The organism is Streptomyces sp. NPDC050546, assembly GCF_044457425.1.
Taxonomy (GTDB): domain Bacteria; phylum Actinomycetota; class Actinomycetes; order Streptomycetales; family Streptomycetaceae; genus Streptomyces.
This window is the reverse complement of the sequence record NZ_JBITGX010000003.1, coordinates 569,974-586,664: the sequence shown is the minus strand read 5'-3', so window position 1 is coordinate 586,664 and position 16,691 is coordinate 569,974. Positions and strand designations below refer to the sequence as shown.

Annotated in this window: 18 protein-coding genes; 8 read left to right on the top strand and 10 right to left on the bottom strand. The window is 70.2% G+C overall.

The window, feature by feature from the left end:
* Nucleotides 1-19: 19 nt before the first annotated feature.
* Nucleotides 20-1,057 (bottom strand): glycosyltransferase family 2 protein, encoded by a 1,038-nt coding sequence (locus tag ACIBK5_RS10725; RefSeq protein WP_399018248.1) that lies wholly within the window; start codon nt 1,055-1,057, stop codon nt 20-22.
* Nucleotides 1,058-1,310: 253 nt separating this feature from the next.
* Here ACIBK5_RS10725 and ACIBK5_RS10720 point away from each other — a divergent pair, with 253 nt between their 5' ends.
* Nucleotides 1,311-2,675, top strand: a complete 1,365-nt coding sequence (locus ACIBK5_RS10720) for an LCP family protein (RefSeq protein ID WP_399018343.1) — start codon at nt 1,311-1,313, stop codon at nt 2,673-2,675.
* A 50-nt stretch (nt 2,676-2,725) separates the two neighbouring features.
* Here the strand turns inward: ACIBK5_RS10720 and ACIBK5_RS10715 are convergent, their stop codons facing one another.
* Nucleotides 2,726-3,283, bottom strand: a complete 558-nt coding sequence (locus ACIBK5_RS10715) for an acyl-CoA thioesterase (protein WP_399018246.1) — start codon at nt 3,281-3,283, stop codon at nt 2,726-2,728.
* A gap of 119 nt (nt 3,284-3,402) precedes the next feature.
* Between ACIBK5_RS10715 and ACIBK5_RS10710 the strand changes: the two genes are divergently transcribed.
* Complete coding sequence (locus ACIBK5_RS10710; RefSeq protein ID WP_399018244.1) at nt 3,403-4,704, top strand: LCP family protein; 1,302 nt, start codon at nt 3,403-3,405, stop codon at nt 4,702-4,704.
* Between the two features lie 60 nt (nt 4,705-4,764).
* Here the strand turns inward: ACIBK5_RS10710 and ACIBK5_RS10705 are convergent, their stop codons facing one another.
* Both ACIBK5_RS10705 and ACIBK5_RS10700 read right to left on the bottom strand, forming a co-directional pair.
* Nucleotides 4,765-5,130: a four-helix bundle copper-binding protein gene (locus ACIBK5_RS10705; protein WP_399018242.1), complete on the bottom strand. Its 366-nt coding sequence runs from the start codon at nt 5,128-5,130 to the stop codon at nt 4,765-4,767.
* A 199-nt stretch (nt 5,131-5,329) separates the two neighbouring features.
* A complete protein-coding gene (locus tag ACIBK5_RS10700) occupies nt 5,330-6,487 on the bottom strand; it encodes an acyl-CoA dehydrogenase (protein ID WP_399018241.1) in 1,158 nt (385 codons plus the stop codon).
* Nucleotides 6,488-6,676: 189 nt separating this feature from the next.
* Between ACIBK5_RS10700 and ACIBK5_RS10695 the strand changes: the two genes are divergently transcribed.
* Nucleotides 6,677-8,020 (top strand): UDP-glucose dehydrogenase family protein, encoded by a 1,344-nt coding sequence (locus ACIBK5_RS10695; protein WP_399018240.1) that lies wholly within the window; start codon nt 6,677-6,679, stop codon nt 8,018-8,020.
* 143 nt (nt 8,021-8,163) lie between these two features.
* On the opposite strand, the gene ACIBK5_RS10690 is transcribed toward ACIBK5_RS10695, so the two are convergent.
* Nucleotides 8,164-8,670 carry a CGNR zinc finger domain-containing protein gene (locus ACIBK5_RS10690; protein ID WP_399018238.1) on the bottom strand — a complete coding sequence of 169 codons (507 nt, stop codon included), beginning with the start codon at nt 8,668-8,670 and terminating at the stop codon, nt 8,164-8,166.
* A 116-nt stretch (nt 8,671-8,786) separates the two neighbouring features.
* On the opposite strand from ACIBK5_RS10690, the gene ACIBK5_RS10685 reads away from it, so the two are divergent.
* Nucleotides 8,787-9,158 carry a VOC family protein gene (locus ACIBK5_RS10685; protein WP_399018236.1) on the top strand — a complete coding sequence of 124 codons (372 nt, stop codon included), beginning with the start codon at nt 8,787-8,789 and terminating at the stop codon, nt 9,156-9,158.
* Between the two features lie 14 nt (nt 9,159-9,172).
* Complete coding sequence (locus ACIBK5_RS10680; RefSeq protein WP_399018235.1) at nt 9,173-9,565, top strand: VOC family protein; 393 nt, start codon at nt 9,173-9,175, stop codon at nt 9,563-9,565.
* A 36-nt stretch (nt 9,566-9,601) separates the two neighbouring features.
* On the opposite strand, the gene ACIBK5_RS10675 is transcribed toward ACIBK5_RS10680, so the two are convergent.
* Complete coding sequence (locus ACIBK5_RS10675) at nt 9,602-10,735, bottom strand: dipeptidase (protein WP_399018233.1); 1,134 nt, start codon at nt 10,733-10,735, stop codon at nt 9,602-9,604.
* 399 nt (nt 10,736-11,134) lie between these two features.
* Between ACIBK5_RS10675 and ACIBK5_RS10670 the strand changes: the two genes are divergently transcribed.
* Complete coding sequence (locus ACIBK5_RS10670; protein ID WP_399018231.1) at nt 11,135-11,989, top strand: helix-turn-helix domain-containing protein; 855 nt, start codon at nt 11,135-11,137, stop codon at nt 11,987-11,989.
* A gap of 290 nt (nt 11,990-12,279) precedes the next feature.
* Nucleotides 12,280-12,495 carry a hypothetical protein gene (locus ACIBK5_RS10665; RefSeq protein ID WP_399018230.1) on the top strand — a complete coding sequence of 72 codons (216 nt, stop codon included), beginning with the start codon at nt 12,280-12,282 and terminating at the stop codon, nt 12,493-12,495.
* Nucleotides 12,496-12,723: 228 nt separating this feature from the next.
* Here ACIBK5_RS10665 and ACIBK5_RS10660 read toward each other — a convergent pair whose 3' ends face one another.
* From ACIBK5_RS10660 to ACIBK5_RS10645, 4 genes are all read right to left on the bottom strand, one after another.
* Nucleotides 12,724-12,951, bottom strand: a complete 228-nt coding sequence (locus ACIBK5_RS10660; protein ID WP_399018228.1) for a DUF397 domain-containing protein — start codon at nt 12,949-12,951, stop codon at nt 12,724-12,726.
* Nucleotides 12,952-13,174: 223 nt separating this feature from the next.
* Nucleotides 13,175-14,353 (bottom strand): dipeptidase, encoded by a 1,179-nt coding sequence (locus ACIBK5_RS10655; protein ID WP_399018225.1) that lies wholly within the window; start codon nt 14,351-14,353, stop codon nt 13,175-13,177.
* Nucleotides 14,354-14,358: 5 nt separating this feature from the next.
* Nucleotides 14,359-14,886, bottom strand: coding sequence for a 5-(carboxyamino)imidazole ribonucleotide mutase (gene purE / locus ACIBK5_RS10650; RefSeq protein WP_184598238.1), 528 nt, complete (start codon nt 14,884-14,886; stop codon nt 14,359-14,361).
* Nucleotides 14,883-16,022, bottom strand: coding sequence for a 5-(carboxyamino)imidazole ribonucleotide synthase (locus ACIBK5_RS10645; protein WP_399018222.1), 1,140 nt, complete (start codon nt 16,020-16,022; stop codon nt 14,883-14,885). Before ACIBK5_RS10645 ends, purE begins: the two co-directional genes overlap by 4 nt.
* 163 nt (nt 16,023-16,185) lie before the next feature.
* Between ACIBK5_RS10645 and ACIBK5_RS10640 the strand changes: the two genes are divergently transcribed.
* Nucleotides 16,186-16,677: a GtrA family protein gene (locus ACIBK5_RS10640; RefSeq protein WP_399018220.1), complete on the top strand. Its 492-nt coding sequence runs from the start codon at nt 16,186-16,188 to the stop codon at nt 16,675-16,677.
* Nucleotides 16,678-16,691 lie beyond the last annotated feature (14 nt).

Below are 16,691 nucleotides of genomic sequence, written 5' to 3'. Positions count from 1 at the left end.
GCGTCGATACGCCGGTGACTCAGCTCGCGGAGGCGTCCGCGCGGACCGCCGGCCGACGGCTCGCGATCACCTTGCGGGCCAGCGCCCGCGGGCTGGTCAGGAAGCCCCAGCCCCACGACATGTGCATGGTGGCCAGCGCCACGGGAATCTGGAGCCGCGCCTTCAGCGGCAGCCCCTTGCCCGCCGGGACCGAGCCGGCGAGGATCGCCGCGAGATAGCCGCCGGGCACCACGAAGCCCCAGGGGGTCAGCAGCGCGCCCACCACGATCCCGGCCGCGATCGCGCACACGGCGGTCGGCGGGGCGAGGTAGCGCAGGTTGATGGAGCCCTCGTGGTAGCGGGCGACGACATGCCGCCAGCGCCCGTAGTCCTTGTACTGCTTGGCGAGGGCCTTCACGCTCGGCCGCGGCCGGTACGACACCCGCAGCTCGGGCGAGAACCAGATCAGCCCGCCGGCCTCACGGATGCGGAAGTTCAGCTCCCAGTCCTGGGCGCGGATGAACTCCACGTTGTAGCCGCCCTGCTGCTCCAGGGCCTCGCGCCGGAAGACACCGAGGTAGACGGTGTCGGCCTGCTGGGCCTGGCCGCCCGTGTGGAAGGCGGCGTTGCCGACCCCTATCTTCGAGGTCATCGCGGCGGCGACGGCGTGCTCCCAGTCGTTCTCGCCCTCGGCGTGCATGATGCCGCCGACGTTCTGCGCGCCGGTCTCCTGAAGGAGCCGTACGGCGGTCGCGATGTAGTTGGGGGAGAGCATGCCGTGCCCGTCGACGCGCACGACGATCGGGTGGCGGGAGGCGTTGATCGCCGCGTTCAGGGCGGCCGGCGTACGGCCGGTCGGGTTCGGGACGGTGTGCACACGCGGGTCTTCCGCGACGAGCTGAGCGGCGATCTCGTCCGTGCGGTCCGTGGACGGACCCAGGGCGATCACGACCTCCATCTCGCCGGCGTACTCCTGCGCGAGGATCGCTTGGACTGCTCCCCGCAGATGCCGTTCCTCGTCGAGGACGGGCATGATCACGGAAACGGCGGGGTGGCGCACGTCGGGATTGGCGTTCATAGGGGCCTCACGTTACCGCGAACGGGGGACACCGGTGCGCGCCGCCGGGGCGGTACCGCGGGCTGCAGATCGTATCGGCCTACGGTGTCACGGATCCCACGTACGGCCGTCGTCCGGAGGTGTCCTCTTGCCCACGCCGCCGCGGTCCTCCCGGACCACCGCCGCCCCGCAGCGCCGCCCGCAGCCGCCCTCCTCCCGACGGCACCCGCGCAGGCCCGCGCCGCCGGTGCGGCGCCGGAAGCCGCGCTGGGGCATGCGGGCGCTCACCACGCTGTCCGTGGTGGTTCTCGCGTCCGCCGGTATCGGGCACGCGGTGGTCACGAGCCTGGACGCGGACATCGCCCGGGTCGACGCCTTCAAGGACATGAAGAACCGGCCCGAGGCGGGCCACGGCATGAACGTCCTGCTGGTCGGCACCGACGGTCGCGAGAAGATCAGCCAGGACGAGCGGCAGAAGTACCGGCTAGGCGGCGCGCCCTGCCACTGCACCGACACGATGATGATCGTGCACATCTCCCAGGACCGGGAGCGGGCGAGTGTGGTGAGCCTGCCGCGTGACTCGTACGCCGTGACGCCGGCGCATGTCGACCGTACGACGGGCAGACGGCACGAGGGCCACCCGATCAAGCTGAACGCGGCGTACGCCGAGGGCGGGGCACCGCTGACCGTGCGGACCGTCGAGAACATGACCAGGGTGAAGATCGACCACTATCTGGAGGTCGACTTCACGAGCTTCATGAAGACGGTGGACGTGGTCGGGGGCGTGCAGATCTGCACGGCCGCCCCCCTCAGCGACAGGTACACGGGACTGAACCTGCCGGCCGGGCGCCACACCCTCGAGGGCGGGCAGGCGCTTCAGTACGTGCGCGCACGCCATGTCGACGGGGCGTCGGATCTGGGCCGTATGAAACGGCAGCAGCGGTTCATGGCGGCGCTCGTGGAACGGGTCATGTCCTCCGGGATCCTGCTGAACCCGATGAAGTTCCGGGACGTGACACGGGCGGTGCTGGGCTCGGTGCGGGCCGACAAGGGCTTCGGCACGGACGAGATGCTGACCCTGGGCCGGGCCATGCGGAACTTCTCACCCTCCTCCTCCGAGTTCACGACCGTCCCGATCGGGCAGCTCGGCTACCCCGTGGAGGGCGTCGGCTCGACGCTGAAGTGGGACCCCGTGAAGGCGGAGCGGCTCTTCCACGCCCTGCGCGCGGACCAGCCCCTGTCCGTGCGGCGGCAGCGCGACGAGGCCCGGGTCGTCCCGGTCGCCCCGCAGCAGATCAGCGTCCAGGTGGAGAACGGCACCCCCACGGCCGGGCTCGGCCGCCGGGTCGACGCGGCACTGGCCTCGACGGGCTTCCGTACGACCGGGACCCCGGCCAACGCCCCCACCACCGATGTGAAACGCACGGTCATCGTCTACGACCCCGGCTGGGACCGCTCCGCCAAGTCGCTCGCGGCAGCCCTGCCGGGCAGCGAGCTGCGGGCGGCCCCGGGTCTGGGCGCGACCCTGAAGGTCATCGCGGGCACGGACTTCGAACGCGTACGCAAGGTGCGGGCGGAGGACACGGGGCAGGGCCAGTCCGGCGTGGTGGTGCGGGGGGACGAGGTGGCGTGCTCGTAGAAGCCCTCAGGAGTTCTACGAGTTCGTGGAAGGAGGCGGGGCGGGGCCCGTCAGTCCTCGAAGCCCTCCGCCGCCCGCTTCTCCCGTAGCTCCATGATCGCGCGGCGGCGGGCCAGGCGGTGGGTGCGGCGGATCTGGGCCTCCTGGTAGCGGCGCTTGTCGCGTTCGGTCTCGGGGAGGACCGGTGGGACCCGGCGGGGCTTGCCGTCGGCGTCGACCCCGGCGAAGACGAGGTAGGCGGAGCCGACCTGGGTGGGCGGGGCGGACTCGTTCCAGCGTTCGGCCAGGACCCGGACGCCGACCTCCATGGACGTCCGGCCGGTCCAGTTGACCTGCGCCTTGACGTGAACGAGGTCGCCGACGCGGACCGGTTCGAGGAACGCCATCTCGTCCATGGACGCGGTGACCGCCGGCCCGCCCGAGTGCCGCCCGGCCACGGCCCCCGCCGCGTCGTCGACCAGCTTCATGATCACCCCGCCGTGCACCGTCCCCAGCAGGTTCGTGTCGTTGTGGGTCATGATGTGGCTGAGGGTGGTGCGGGACGCCGAAGTCGGCTTGCCCGGGATATCCGTACTGCCGGAATCCGCAGCTGGGGCCTGGTCTGTCATGGCCCCCACCTTATGCCGAGGCGGCATGAGGGGGTTTTGTGTCAGCTTCGCCACAGCCGTGCTCTGATTTTCCGACGACTCTTGTATGGCGCACCACGGGGACCTGCACACTGGTCCGCATGAACACTTGGCCCGAGGGGCGGTCCGACGACAACCGCGGCAACCGCTACGGACGCGGAAGCTCGAGCGCACAGCCCGAGAGCGCCCGCGTCATGCGGCAGGTCCGCCGTGGCCCGGCGCCGTCGCCCGGGCAGGCCGGGTACGGCGGTGCGCCGCCGTACGGCGGCGGAGTACCGCAGCAGCCGTCGTACGTGGACGGTGGCTACGGCGGCCCCGGCGACGGCTACGACAGCGGCTACAACACCGGCCAGGTCTACGGCTCCCCCGGTGGCAGGGGCCCCGGCGGCCCGGGCGACGGCATGTACGAGCCGCGTCCCGCGCCGAACTGGCGCCGCCGTATCAAGGTGACGACCATCACTCTGGTGACGGTTCTGGTGGTGACCAGCGTCGCCACGTACTTCTGGGCCGACTCCAAGCTCAACCGCGACGTCGACCTGTCGAAGGTCATCGACCGTCCGGAGGCGGGCGAGGGCACGAACTACCTGATCGTCGGCTCCGACAGCCGTGAGGGCATGTCGGCCGAGGAGAAGAAGAGACTCCGCACCGGTTCCGCCGAGGGCAAGCGCACGGACTCGATGATGATCCTGCACACCGGCAGCAACGGCCCGACGCTGATCTCCCTGCCGCGTGACTCGAACGTCACGATCCCGTCGTTCGTGGGCTCCGACTCCGGCAAGTCCTACCCGGGCACGGGCCGCCAGACGAAGCTGAACGCCGCGTACGCGGAGGACGGCCCTGAGCTGCTGGTCCGTACCGTCGAGGCCAACACGAACCTGCACATCGACCATTACGTGGAGATCGGCTTCGGCGGCTTCGCGAGCATCGTGGACGCGGTCGGCGGTGTCGAGATGGACATCCCGCAGGACATCAAGGACACCAAGTCCGGCGCGAACTTCAAGAAGGGCAAGCAGACGCTGAGCGGTGAGCAGGCGCTCGCCTTCGTCCGCACCCGCTACGCCCTCAAGGGCTCGGACCTGGACCGTACGAAGAACCAGCAGAAGTTCCTGTCGGCCCTGGCCAACCAGGTCGCCACGCCGAGCACGGTCCTCAACCCGTTCAAGCTGTACCCGACCATGGGCGCGGGCCTGGACTCCCTCGTGGTCGACAAGGACATGGGACTGTACGACCTGGCGTCCATGTTCTGGGCGATGAAGGGCGTCAGCGGCGGCGAGGGCAAGTCGATGAACATGCCGATCTCGGGCAACTCCGCGAACGGCAACCTCCAGTGGGACACCGCCAAGCTGAAGACACTGGTGAACCAGCTGAAGAACGACGAGAAGGTCACCGTCTCCAGCAACTGAGGCGGGCAGGCAGCGGAAGGGGGCACCCGGGCGGGTGCCCCCTTTGCCGTGAGGCGGTTCTCACATCGCGGCGGCCGACATCGAGCGGCACATCTCGGCGCAGCGGCGACACGCCTCGGCACAGCGCATCATCTGGTCGTCGTCCGGCATGGACATACACGCCTCGGCGCACATGTCGCAGGCCCTGGCGCACATCGCGCACATCTCGGCCGACAGCGGCGAGCGGCGCATCATCATGTCGGCGCACATGCGCGTCATCTCGGCGCAGTCCATGACGGCGCGCATGATCTGCATCTGGGCCGTGCCGCCCATCTGCAGGCAGGAGCTCATGGTCTCCTCGCACACGCTGTGGCAGGCCATGCACGCCTGGACGCAGTCCTGCATCTCCTTGCTCAGCGGGGTCATGGTGGCGGGCTGCTGGGTCATGACTTCCTCCGGGGGGACGGTGGGGGCCGGGGGTCGGCCCCCGTGCCTTCCGTCCTACGCCTGCGCGACGCCGGCCGCCATGGGGCGGAGGGAAGGAATCCGCCATGCGGGCGCGCGCTTCCCGGAACGACGGTCGCCCTCCGGCCCGGCGGAACGGGCGGAGGGCGACCGGTGAAGGGGAGCGGCGGTCTTCGGGGCCTTACGGCAGGTTGCGCGCGATGACGATGCGCTGGACCTGGTTCGTGCCCTCGTAGATCTGGGTGATTTTGGCGTCGCGCATCATGCGCTCCACCGGGTAGTCGCGCGTGTAGCCGTAGCCGCCGAGGAGCTGGACGGCGTCGGTGGTGACCTCCATCGCCACGTCCGAGGCGAAGCACTTGGCGGCGGCGCCCTGGTAGGTGAGGTCGGCGTCGCCCCGCTCGGAGGCGGCGGCGGCCTGGTAGGTCAGGGCGCGGGCGGCCGAGATCTTCATGGCCATGTCGGCGAGCATGAACTGGATGCCCTGGAAGTCGGCGATCGGCTTGCCGAACTGCTTGCGCTCCTGGACGTAGCCCTTGGCGTAGTCCAGCGCGCCCTGCGCGATGCCGAGGGCCTGCGCGGCGATGGTGATGCGGGTGTGGTCGAGGGTCTTCATCGCCGTGGCGAAGCCGGTGCCCTCCTCGCCGATCATGCGGTCGGCGGGGATGCGGACGTTGTCGAGGTAGACCTCGCGGGTCGGGGAGCCCTTGATGCCGAGCTTCTTCTCGGGGGCGCCGAATGAGACGCCCTCGTCCGACTTCTCGACGACGAAGGCCGAGATGCCCTTGGAGCGCTTGGCCGGGTCCGTGACGGCCATCACCGTGTAGTACTCGGACTCGCCCGCGTTGGTGATCCAGCGCTTCACGCCGTTGAGGATGTAGTGGTCCCCGTCGCGGACGGCCTTGGTCTTCATTCCGGCGGCGTCGGAGCCGGCGTCCGGCTCGGACAGGCAGTACGAGAACATGCCGTCGCCCTTGGCGAGCGGGGTCATGTACCGCTTCTTCAGGTCCTCGGAGCCGGAGAGGATCACCGGGAGCGAGCCGAGCTTGTTCACCGCGGGGATGAGGGAGGAGGAGGCGCAGACGCGTGCGACCTCCTCGATCACTATGACGGTGGCCAGCGCGTCGGCGCCCGAGCCGCCGTACTCCTCGGGTACGTGCACGGCGTGCAGGTCGTTGCCGACGAGCGCCTCGAGCGCCTCCTGCGGGAAGCGGGCTTCCTCGTCCACCGCGGCGGCGTACGGCGCGATCTTCGCCTCGGCCAGGGAGCGGACGGCGTCACGGAGCATGTCGTGCTCCTCGGACGGGCGGTACAGGTCGAAGTCAGCCGATCCGGCCAAGGTCTCTCACGCTCCAAAACGCTGCGATGCTGACGCTAACTACCGTTAAGTAATCAAAAGTTTATGGGGTTGCCCCCGGGAGTGATACGTGAGCTAGACGACAGCGGAGAAGTTGCCCAGTGAAGCGCGTTCCCATGCCCCGGCTATGCTCGGGCGCGCACCGCATGCCGTAGACCCCTGGAGCACCCCATGGCCCTGAAGATCACCGTGATCGGCACCGGTTATCTAGGCGCGACACACGCGGCGGCCATGGCCGAGCTGGGTTTCGAGGTGCTCGCCCTCGACGTCGTGCCCGAGAAGATCGAGAAGCTGGAGCGCGCCGAGGCGCCGATGTACGAACCGGGGCTCGAGGAGCTGCTGCGCAAGCACGTCTCCGGCATCGAGGGGTCCAGCGGGCGGCTGCGCTTCACCCAGGACTGGGCCGAGGTCGGTGCCTTCGGGGATGTGCACTTCGTCTGTGTGAACACCCCGCAGCGGCACGGCGAGTACGCCTGTGACATGTCGTACGTCGACTCCGCGATCGCTTCCCTCGCCCCGCATCTGCACGGACCGGCCCTGGTCGTGGGCAAGTCGACGGTGCCCGTCGGCTCCGCCGATCGCCTCGCGGCCTACCTGTCCGCGCACGCGCCCGCCGGCGAGGACGCCGAGCTGGCCTGGAACCCGGAGTTCCTGCGCGAGGGCTTCGCGGTCGACGACACGCTGCATCCCGACCGGCTGGTGGTGGGTGTGCGCAGCGAGCGTGCCGAGAAGCTGCTGCGAGAGGTGTACGCCACGCCGATCGCCGAGGGCTCGCCGTTCGTGGTGACCGACTTCCCGACCTCCGAGCTGGTGAAGACCTCCGCGAACTCCTTCCTCGCCACGAAGATCTCGTTCATCAACGCCATGGCGGAGGTGTGCGAGGCCGCCGGCGGTGACGTCGCCAAGCTGGCGGAGGCCATCGGCTACGACGACCGGATCGGCAAGAAGTTCCTGCGGGCCGGGATCGGCTTCGGCGGCGGCTGTCTGCCGAAGGACATCCGGGCGTTCATGGCGCGCGCCGGTGAGCTGGGCGCGGACCAGGCGCTGACCTTCCTGCGGGAGATCGACTCCATCAACATGCGCCAGCGCGGGCAGATGGTGGAGCTGGCGCGGCAGGCGCTGGGCGGCGGGCCGTTCCTCGGCAAGCGGGTGGCGGTACTGGGCGCGACCTTCAAGCCCGACTCCGACGACGTACGGGACTCGCCCGCGCTGAACGTCGCCGGGCAGATCCATCTCCAGGGCGGCCAGGTCACTGTGTACGACCCGAAGGGCATGGAGAACGCCCGCCGTGTCTTCCCGACCCTCGGCTACGCGGACTCGGCGCTGGAGGCCGTCCGGGGCGCCGACATAGTGCTGCATCTGACGGAGTGGCGGGAGTTCCGGGAGCTGGACGCGGAGGCCCTCGGCGAGGTCGCGACGACCCGCCTCATCCTCGACGGCCGCAACGCCCTCGACCCGGACCGGTGGCGCAAGGCCGGCTGGACGTACCGCGCGATGGGGCGCCCCAAGGCCTGAACATGGCTGGGGTGCCTGAGGGCCTGAGGGTGCCTGAGGTGCCTGAGGTGCCTGAGAAAAGGTGACGCCGGTTCGGCCGAGGCTCAGTCGGCCGAACCGGCGTCACCGTGCATTCTGCCCCACCGGGCCCGGGCGCGGGCGGGTCACGCCCCTTTCGCCCGGTATCGCCGCATCTTCGCGCGAGCCCCGCACACCTGCATCGAGCACCAGCGGCCACGGCCCGCCGGGCTGCGGTCGTAGTAGGCCCAGTGGCAGTCGGGGGCCTCGCAGGCCTTGAGGCGGGTCCAGGTGCCGGCGACCAGGGACTCGGCGACGGCTGCGGCGACGCGTGCGTACAGGGAGTGGTCGTCGGTGGGGGTCAGGGCGGCCGAGCCGTCCGTCGCGTCGACCGTGACGATCAGCGGGGCCCGGGCCAGGAGTTCGCCGAGCGGGGGCGTCTCGCGGTGCGGCGGATGGCCGGCGTGGGCGAGGAGGGTCGCGCGCAGGGACTCGCGCAGGGCACGGGCCCGGTCCGTCTCGTCCGGTGTGATCCCGAAGCGCGCCCGGCCCTCGGGCGAGTCGAGCACGTCGGCGCCCGACTCGATGTCCAGCGTGTTCACCAGGGCCTCGACCAGGGCCAGGCCGCCGGGCGCGGGCGATCTCTCCGTCATGGCAGGACCGTACCTCTCGCTTTTTCCCTTGCGAGGTTACCCCCGATAGGGGAGCATGCAGTAACGGTTACTGGTTACCCGATTCTGATGGTAACAGCGCCTTCGAGGAGGAAGTCATGGCTCTCGCCAAGCTGGGTGTCGTCGTCCTGGACTGTCCCGACCCGCACGCACTCGCCGCCTTCTACGCCGAGGTGCTCGGCGGCACACCGGAGGTCGCGACCGACGGGGAGGACGAGTGGGTCGACCTGAAGGTGCCGGGCGGTACACCGCTGGCCTTCCAGGCCGCCCCCGGGTTCGTCGCTCCGACGTGGCCCTCGCCCGACCACTCGCAGCAGTTCCACCTCGACCTGGACGTGGAGGACCTGGACGCGGCCGAGAAGGGCGTGCTGGCGCTCGGCGCCAAGCCGCTGGACACCGAGGACCGCTCCCGGACCTTCCGGGTTTACGCCGACCCCGCCGGGCACCCGTTCTGCCTCTGCGCCTGCTGACACCGGGAGGCCTCATGTCCGCCGTGGCACATTTCCGTTCCGTGGTCGTCGACTGCCCCGACCCGCGCGAGCTGGCCCGCTTCTACGCGGCGGTCGGGGGCGGCACGCCCGAGGACGACGACCCCGACTGGGTGGTGCTGCGCCTCCCCGGCGGGCCCCGGCTCGCCTTCCAGCGCTCGCCCGGCCACACCCCGCCGGAGTGGCCCCGGTCCGACCGCAACGCCCAGCAGTTCCACCTGGACTTCGACGGTGGTGCGACCTGGGAGGAGATCGACGCGGCCGAGGAGCGGGTGCTGGCGCTGGGAGCGCGGGTGCTGGACAAGGCGGACGACAAGAAGAAGGACTTCCGGGTCTATGCGGACCCGGCGGGCCACCCGTTCTGCCTCTGCCGGATCGCGCACGACTGACCCCGCGGAGGCAGCGGAGACGGGAGGGCAGGACGGCTACCCGTCCAGCTCCGAGATCGTCGCCTTCGACGGCGCGCGGCGCTGCTGCGCGGAGCGGGCGGTGAAGTCGGCCCCGCGCAGGACGCGCTGGACGTTTCCCCAGGTCAGGAGGGCCACATCGCCCTCGTCCCAGCCGCGCCGCAGCAGCTCGGCGATCAGCCGCGGATAGCAGGAGACGTCGCCGAGTTCCTGGGGATGGGCCGAGCCGGAGTCGAAGGTGCCGGACAGTCCGACGCACTGCGCTCCGGCCACGGCACGGATGTGGTCGAGGTGGTCGGCGACATCACGGACGGTCGGGCCGGTCTGCTCGGCCGTCAGCGGTACCAGGCACAGCCCCTTGGCGGCGCCCAGCTCGGCGAGCAGGTCGTCGGGGAGGTTGACCGGGTGGGGGCGGATCGCACGGGCCGCGGAGCGACTGCACAGCACGGGTGCCCGGGAGAGGCTCAGCACCCGGCGGAGGGTCTCCGCCGGAGCACCGGAGAGGTCCGCGATGACACCGAGCCGGTTCATCTCGCGCACGACCTCCTCGCCGAACCGGGTCAGCCCGGCGTCGCTCGCCCAGGACACACCGGTCAGCGTCAGGGCGCGCAGGCCGAGGAGGTGCAGCTGGCGCAGAGTGCCCAGGGAGTCGCCCACGGCCGAGGCCCCGGCGGGACCGAGGAGCACGGCGACACGGCCGCAGTTGCGGGCGTCGGCGACCTGCCCGGCCGTGCAGGCGGGCCGCAGGCCCTCGTCGCAGGTGCGGACGATGCTCTTCGCCAGGTCGAGCTGTTCCAGGGTGGCGCCGACGGCCCGGTCGCCGTCGAGGCCCTCGGGCAGATGCAGCGACCAGAACAGCGCGCCCACATGGCCGCTGCGCAGCCGGGGCACGTCCGTGTCGACGGTGCTCTCGCCCTCCTCGAGGTCGTAGTAGGACAGGCGCTTGAGCGCCCAGGGCAGTCCGTTGTACCCGTCGGCGACGGGGTGGGCGGCGAGGACGGCGTGGGCCCGGGTCAGGGGCGCGTCGTCCGGATCGGAGACGGGCTCGTAGGGCTCAGCCGCGACGAGTCCCTCGTCGGGGTACTGCTCGGTCAGATCGTCGAACTCGCCGGTCGCGGCGGTGGGGCGCAGGTCGTGCTGGAGATCTGCCATGGCGGCTCCGTACGGTGCTCGTGACGTACGGTCACCGTCGCACGGAGCGGCGGGTGGTTCCTGGCGGGAGGGGCGTTCGGGGTAACGGAGCGATGATCACGCCGGCCCGTTCGTCGTTTCACGGCCCCACTGGGCGACCCACGACTCGTCCCTGGACTCATGAGCCCCGGAACTCCATAGCCATACCCACCTGAACTGTGACCTGCACCACTCGCAGGGTCTACGCCAGCTCAGGTCGATTAGACATGTGTCATTCGGGTATCTGCGAAGAGACGGCAGCGTCAAGCATGCGTCCATTCGAGTCACTCGCTTGGCTGACAGTCGGTTCGCCCCCGTAGGATGGGAAGGTTTCGGCACGCCAAGTGCTGTTCGCCGCCGTCACTCTCCCGAAGGAGCGCCATGCCCAGGTCCGTGGACCCGAGCCTCAACCGCCGCAAGCTGCGTCTCGCCCTCAAGACAGCCCGCGACAAGCAGGGGCTGACCCAACGGCAGGCAGCCGAAGTGCTCGAGTGGTCGTTGTCCAAATTGATCCGAATTGAGGCGGGTTCGGTCAGTCTGTCGGTCACGGATCTGCGGGCGATGCTGCAGGAGTACGGGGTCGAAGATCCGGACCTGGTGGCGGAGCTGGAAGAGGCCGCCCGGGGCAGCAAAGGCCAGTCGTGGTGGTCCGAGTACAACGACATCATCAGCCAGCCTTTCGCCCAGTACCTGGGGTACGAGAGCGCGGCGAACGCCATCAAGGGTTACCACCCCAGCCTCATCCCCAGTCACTTGCAGATCGCGGACTACGTGTCCGCTCTCTTCGAGGCGGGTCAGCCCAACCCCAGGGCCCAACAACACATCGACCTCCGCATGGCCCGGCAGGAGCGGGTCCTTCAAGAGGACGGCCCCGAAGTGGAGATGATCCTCGACGAGGCGGCCCTGCGCCGTCAGGTCGGCGGACCCGCGACGATGCGCCGTCAACTGGGCTTCATCAAGGAACTGATCGCCGAAGGCCGGGCCACTCTGCGGGCATTGCCCTTCGCGGCGGGCGCACACGACAGCCTGGACAGCACCTTCTTCCTCTTGGGCTTCCAGGCCGACGAGGACGTGCTGTACATGGCAGGCCCCGGAGGAATGCTCACGAACCGGGACGACCGCGAACTCGTCGCCCGGTACCAGGAATGCTTCGAGGACTTGCGCAACAAGGCGCTGGCCGAGGACGCCACGGTCGCGCTGCTCGACGAACTCATCGAACAATTCCACCGCACCTGACCGCCGGTTCAGCGTGCCACGGGGGCCCAGGGGAAGCCATGACGACGGACAAGGGGAGGAAGAGGCGCCGCACGTCGGCGCCGTCCCCCGGCAAGGCGCGCGCCGGTTCCACACGTCCGGTGACCGCCCCTGGGCCCGGTCACCGACCCGAGGGCTCCGAGCGCACCGCCCTGACGAGGAGAGCGCTCGCTGGCCGTGAGGCGTGCGCTCGGCTTCTCCGGCTGAGGAAGGCGGAAACCGAACAGCACATCAGGCGCCGACGGGCCCACACGGACGATCTCATACGGGTGGTGCGCAACCTCGCCGCGCTGGTGGTCTTCTCCTCGGCGGTCTCGACCCTCGTGGCCTACGCCGGCATCCGGATGGGCGTACCCCCGGAAATCTGCTGGATCGGCAGCCTCGGCGGCGGACCGCTCCTCGTCCGCACGTTCATCAGGCTCTTCGAGACGGTACGTCCCTTGCTGCCGGACGCACCAGAAGATCAACCGTCCAATGACGGGCAGTAGCGGGCGAGCGCACCCACCACCAGCCGGCGACGGCGGAAACCCCGACCAGTACCGTCAGCCACATGGCGAGCCGCGCCCACAGGGCACCGCCGAGCAGCGAGGCGCCCGCGCCGGCGGCCGATGCGAGCGCACCGGTCACCAGGCAGTACCCGACGAGGCCGGACTCCCTGGTCACCGACCGCTCCCGGCCCGGGTCGCTCACCTCATGTCCATCCGAATTCGATGCGCTCATGGCGCCGCCTCGCCCGGGACCTGGCGGGACATCCACGCCATCGCCGTCCGCCAGGCCCCCGGGGTGAAGGCCAGCATCGTGCGACTCGGGCACTTCGAGTCGCGTACGAGTATCTCCCCCGCGACCACGGCCATTTCGCAGCACTGTTCCGCTGTGCTGCTGTAACTGCTCTTCCGCCACGGAACCGCACCCCGATCCTCAGCCAACGCCGCCCCCTCCCGCACGCCGAGTTGCCACTCCTGGCAGCTCGCCCGGCGCCGGGAGACCGCACCCGGGCGGCTCGGGCCCTCTCAACGCCAGGCTCGATCCGAGAAAACTGCGATTACGCCGTACGTCCTACACGGTCTTACCCGCTGTAGCCGTCGTTCAACAGCGCGCCGTCGCCCCGCCCCGGCGGGCCGGGCTGCAAGGTGCGCACACCGGCCATGATCGCGAACGGGTCCGCTGTCAGCCGTCCAGGTCCTCCAGGCGGGCGTTGGACGCCGGCCGCGTCGCCTGAAGGCCACGGGCCACGTCCTCGGCCCCGCCCAGCACCCGTACCGCGTTCTTCCAGGTCAGCTTGGCCAGATCGGCCTTGGACCAGCCGCGCTCCAGCAGCTCGGCGAGGAGGTTCGGGTAGCCGGAGACGTCGTCCAGGCCGTCGGGGGTGAAGGCCGTGCCGTCGTAGTCGCCGCCGATGCCGAGGTGGTCGATGCCCGCGACCTCGCGCATGTGGTCCAGGTGGTCGGCGACCGTCGCCACCGTCGCGACCGGGCGGGGCCGCCGCTCCTCGAAGGCGCGGTGGACCTTCATGGCCTCCGCGGTGGTGTCGAGGTGGTGGAAGCCGTGGGCGCGCATGTTCTCGTCGGCCGCGGCCGTCCAGTCCACGGCCGCCTGGAGCACGAACTTCGGCACGAACGTGACCATCGCTACACCGCCGTTGGCGGGCAGCCGCTCCAGGACGTCGTCCGGGATGTTGCGCGGGTGGTCGCACACGGCCCGCGCGGAGGAGTGGGAGAAGACCACCGGGGCGGTGCTCGTGTCGAGCGCGTCCCGCATGGTCGTCGCCGCCACGTGAGAGAGGTCGACGAGCATGCCGAGCCGGTTCATCTCCCGCACGACCTCACGGCCGAACGCGGTGAGGCCACCGGCCTTCGGTTCGTCGGTCGCGGAGTCGGCCCAGTCCACGTTGTCGTTGTGGGTGAGGGTCAGGTACCGCACACCGAGCCCGTACAGACCGCGCAGGGTGCCCAGGGAGTTGGCGATGGAGTGGCCGCCCTCCGCGCCCATGAGCGAGGCGATCCGGCCCTCCCCGCGCGCGGCCTCCATGTCGGCGGCCGTCAGCGCGGGCCTCAGGTCGGCCGGGTGGCGGGCCAGCAACTGCCGTACGCAGTCGATCTGTTCGAGGGTGGCCGCGACCGGGTCCGGCGAGTCCGTGCGGACGTACACCGACCAGTACTGCGCACCGACCCCGCCCGCGCGCAGCCGCGGGATGTCGGTGTGCAGATGGGCGCTCTGGTCGGCGGCGACATCGCGGGCGTCGAGGTCGTAGCGGACCTGTTCGCGCAGCGCCCAGGGCAGGTCGTTGTGGCCGTCGGCGACCGGGAACTCGCGCAGGAGTTCCCGGGCTGACTCCAGGGAGGTCATCGCCGTCACTTCCCCGCGCCGAAGCCGAAGCCGCCCGAGCCCTCGACCTTGGAGCGCAGGCGCTTGCCCTTCTCGGTGGCCTGGTCGTTCAGCTCCTGCTGGAAGTCGCGCATCCGGCCGCGCAGTTCCTCGTCGTGCGCGGCGAGGATGCGGGCGGCCAGCAGGCCGGCGTTGCGGGCACCGGCGACGGAGACCGTCGCGACGGGGACACCGGCCGGCATCTGCACGATCGACAGCAGGCTGTCCATGCCGTCGAGGTACTTCAGCGGCACGGGCACGCCGATGACCGGCAGGGGGGTGACCGAGGCGAGCATGCCGGGAAGGTGGGCGGCGCCGCCGGCCCCGGCGATGATCACCTTGAGCCCGCGGCCGTCGGCCTGCTCGCCGTACGCGACCATCTCGCGCGGCATGCGATGGGCCGACACGACGTCCACCTCGTAGGGGATCTCGAACTCGTCGAGGGCCTTCGCGGCGGCCTCCATGACGGGCCAGTCGGAGTCCGACCCCATGACGATGCCAACAACAGGGCTCATTCGGTGATGGTGCCTCTCAGGTAGCCGGCCGCGTGGGACGCGCGCTCCAGCACGTCGTCCAGGTCGTCGCCGTAGGTGTTGACGTGTCCGACCTTGCGGCCGGGCTTCACGTCCTTGCCGTACATGTGGATCTTCAGCTGGGGGTCGCGGGCCATGCAGTGCAGGTACGCGGAATACATGTCCGGGTAGTCGCCGCCGAGGACGTTGACCATGACCGTCCACGGGGCGCGCGGGCGGGGGTCGCCGAGGGGCAGGTCCAGGACCGCGCGGACGTGGTTGGCGAACTGGCTGGTGACCGCGCCGTCCATCGACCAGTGGCCGGAGTTGTGCGGGCGCATCGCCAGTTCGTTGACGAGGATGCGGCCGTCGCGGGTCTGGAACAGCTCGACGGCGAGGTGCCCGACGACACCGAGCTCCTTGGCGATGTTCAGGGCCATCTCGGAGGCCCGGACCGCGAGGTCCTCGTCGAGGCCGGGGGCCGGGGCGATGACCGTGTCGCAGACGCCGTTGACCTGCCGCGACTCCACCACCGGGTAGGCGACGGCCTGGCCGTGCGGCGACCGTACGACGTTGGCGGCGAGCTCGCGCAGGAAGTCGACCTTCTCCTCGGCGAGCACGGGGACACCGGCCTTGAACGGGTCTGCGGCCTCCTCGACGGAGTCGACGACCCACACGCCCTTGCCGTCGTAGCCGCCGCGCACGGTCTTGAGCACGACGGGGAATCCCTCGCCCTCGGCCGCGAAGGCCGCCACATCGGCAGGATCGGACACGATCCTGTGTCTGGGGCAGGGCACGCCGATCGCGTCGAGCTTCGCGCGCATCACACCCTTGTCCTGGGCGTGCACCAGCGCGTCGGGGCCGGGGCGCACGGGGATGCCGTCCGCCTCCAGGGCCCTGAGGTGCTCGGTGGGAACGTGTTCGTGATCGAAGGTGATCACATCGCACCCGCGGGCGAACTCGCGCAGCGTGTCCAGGTCGCGATAGTCGCCGATGACGACATCGCTCACGACCTGCGCAGCCGAGTCCTGCGGGGTGTCACTGAGAAGCTTGAACCTGATGCCCAACGGGATGCCCGCCTCGTGTGTCATACGAGCGAGCTGGCCACCGCCGACCATGCCGACTACCGGAAACGTCACTCCCTCAGGGTATCGGCCGCGCCAAGGTGGCCGGTTTCCTGTCCCTCCCCTCCCCGGCCCGGACCATCTCCGGCCGTCCACCGGTATCCGCAGGAAGATCGCGCGGGAGGGTGGTTAGCATGGCTGGGTTGACGCCAACTGAGGGACGGGGGCCTGCACGACCATGGGACATGGTGCCTCTCGGCTCCGAGGGCTCGTTCGCGAAGTCGCCAAATTCGGCGCAGTGGGCGGGGCCGGGGTGCTGGTCAACCTTCTCGTGTTCAACCTGGTGCGGCATGTCACCGACCTCCAGGTGGTGCGCGCGAGCGTCATCGCGACCGTCGTCGCGATCATCTTCAACTACGTCGGCTTCCGCTACTTCACGTACCGCGACCGCGACAAGAGCGGCCGCACCCGGGAAATGACCCTGTTTCTGCTGTTCAGCGCGGTGGGCCTGGTCATCGAGAACGGCGTGCTGTACGCGGCGACCTACGGCTTCGGCTGGAACACCCCGCTCCAGAACAACATCTTCAAGTTCGTCGGCATCGGCGTCGCCACGCTCTTCCGCTTCTGGTCGTACCGCACGTGGGTCTTCGTCGCCCTCCCGGCCCCGGCACCGGCGTCGGACACCGGACCGACGGTGGAGCGGGAGCGGAACAAGCAGCGGGTGCCGTAGCCGTACCGGAACGA